The following is a 2610-nucleotide window of genomic DNA, read 5'->3' as shown; positions in this document are numbered from 1 at the left end:
ATCACAAGCAACACGACTGCCATTAAAGCTATTATCAAATAAGCCAGTATCGCCCATGTCGACCTCCACCATGGTGGAAGAATCCGGATCCGCAATTCACTCACAGGAACATCCTCCCCGTCACCGTATCTTACTTCCAGACGATAATCACCCGAGGCAAGATTAGCAAAAGTTATTTTATTACCGTCAATCCGAGTCCATTCCTGCCCGACAGGAAGCAATCGGTAATAAAAGAAACGTTGCCCCGAGACTCCATATTCCGGCGACGACACGGTGACCCTGAAGCTCGCACATGTGCTTGGCAGAGTTATGCTCTTGCCGAGAGTCACCCCTTCAAGCCCTTCGGCATCACTGCCCTCAGCTAAGTCAAGGAGTGAAACGTTTGTGAAATATACCGGATGATGCTGCTTGCCCGGGACGTCAAGTAATGGATTGAACGCTATGATTCCGTTATTACCACCGAAATAAAAGATCCCCGATTTATCGGCGGCGGCAGAATTATAACTGAACTCATTAAACGGCAAGCCGTCATTGATCGAAAAGACCTTTATGAAGCTGTTATCAGGATTGAATTTAACCAACCCTTTGTTGGTCCCGAACCAAAGGAAACCATTGGAATCCTCAAGCACATTATAGACCACATCATCGGGAAGACCCTCTTCAATTCCGAAAGTGATAAAATCATCTTTGGCTTCGTTATATTTGCTCAGACCACCCCGGTCGGTAGATACCCATACATTCCCTTTGCTATCCTGCATTATGGACGATATTGAATTAGAGCGCAGACCGGTAGGTTTTATCTCCCCGTCATCATAACTATAGTTCCTGAATTTACCGGAAGAGGGTGTATATTTCCATAATCCATTGCCCATTGTTCCGATCCAGATGTTACGGTGTGAATCTTCAAACAATGCGAATATCCAGTTAGAGCCGGTATCTTCTACTTTTAAAAAGCCTGTCTCCCCCTTTTTCCTTTTTGCCAAGGCTCCTCCGAGACCTAACCATTCATTGCCGGATGAATCAAGAAGATAGCAATATCCGCTTCTGTCATTACCTGCTACAGAATCTATCGGCAATATCTCGGTCTTCCCTATTCCTCCTCTAACCTTTAATACACTGGAATGGGTGAAACCTAAATAAACGTCATTACCGATTACATCCACAAAATGCATGACACCACTGCTCTTGGCAGGTGAAACAACAGGATGTGATACAGAACCGGTGTTCAGGTCAAGAAGATTCAGCCCGTTATTTTCAGTGCCTATCCATAGTTTCCCGTCATCGCTCACATCCAACCCCCTTATTCGCATACTCGACAATCCATATTCCCTGCCGAACACATCAAACCGGAACGGATTGTTAGAAAGGAAGTCAACTCCTCCGAACATTGTTCCAATCCATGCATGACCTTCATAATCACGATATATCACAGAGAGTGAATTGTCACTCAGTGAGAAAGGATCAAGCGCATTCTCCCTCAGTTCTTTCTCACTTCCGGACAACAAGTCAAGTATACGAAGTCCGTTATGAGTGCCGATCCACAAGTCATCATCAAAAAGTGCTATGTCACGCAAATATACCTTACCTGTTTTCGAAAAATCAATAAGTTGGGGATATCCGTTTTTATGAGGATTATATGAATATATATAGCCGTCTAAAGTGGCAAAAAACAGATCTCCATCTTGATCGGATATCATCTTCGTAAGGCTGCTCGGTGCCGGAAGCAAACCATCATTGGAAAATACTTTTCGAAACCGGTCATCTCGCGAATTATGCACATAGATATCCAAATAATTACTCACTGCATAAATCTCACCTGTAGGAGACACGGCAATGTCGGTATAAACATGTTGCTTATTGTCAGAAGTCTTCGGATTTGAGAAGAAATCTACCTTATCCCCCTTAAAGCGAAAAATGCCCTGAGTCGGAATGAGCACCCACACATTTCCGGCAGCATCACCCAATATCCTCAAAACATAATTATTAGGAGATTCCGTATTGGAATTTCCTATTTTCTTAGCTTCTATATTCGATTCGGACGGAGATGCCTCTCCATCCATAAACTTGAATCTGACATCATCAGGATCAAACCGGAAGACACCCCGGTCTGTTCCGATCCATATCTTCCCTGTCTTGTCCTCATACAATGCCCCAATGTTGTCATTGCCATGTTTCCTGACACAATCAAAACACTTCAACCGTTCGATATCCATTCCGTCATATAGATTCAACCCGTTCTTGGTGCCGAACCACATAAATCCCCGGGAATCCCGGAGAATGCACTTGACATTGCTTGCAGAAAGCCCGTCAGCAGAATTAATATGTTTAAACGAGTACTTCTTATCAACAGAATATGCCGGCAACATAACAGCCAGCAATACCAATAGGGTTAAAACGAATCGGTTCATGAGTTTAGCATGGAGTTAGCATATTAACAGGAATTAAGACCTCATTATATAAAAACAAAAAGTTTACGCCACCTTAGTGACATAAACATTCCCGTCAACAGTCTTAACCCTTACAATTAAGATATTATATCACTAGTGTCTCTTAAAAAGTGTTAATCAAATTCGAGGTCAAGNGTTGGATGGCAATTTGCTATTTGTGCTG

The 2610-nt window shown here is 43.1% G+C and carries 1 protein-coding gene and 1 pseudogene; both read right to left on the bottom strand.

What is annotated here, in order from left to right:
* Window positions 1-2255, bottom strand: a 2255-nt coding sequence (locus JX312_RS12065; protein WP_304505006.1) for a two-component regulator propeller domain-containing protein, incomplete at its 3' end; no start/stop codon positions are given.
* 12 nt (window positions 2256-2267) lie between these two features.
* Window positions 2268-2366 (bottom strand): annotated as a pseudogene (locus JX312_RS14370) (hypothetical protein); the annotation flags it as partial.
* Between the last annotated feature and the right edge of the window lie 244 nt (window positions 2367-2610).

Origin of the sequence: Barnesiella sp. CU968 (genome assembly GCF_905219685.1) — a bacterium.
Taxonomy (GTDB): Bacteria; Bacteroidota; Bacteroidia; order Bacteroidales; family Muribaculaceae; genus Lepagella; species Lepagella muris_A.
Note: the sequence above shows the minus strand (reverse complement) of the source record. Positions and strands in the feature narration are given on the sequence as shown.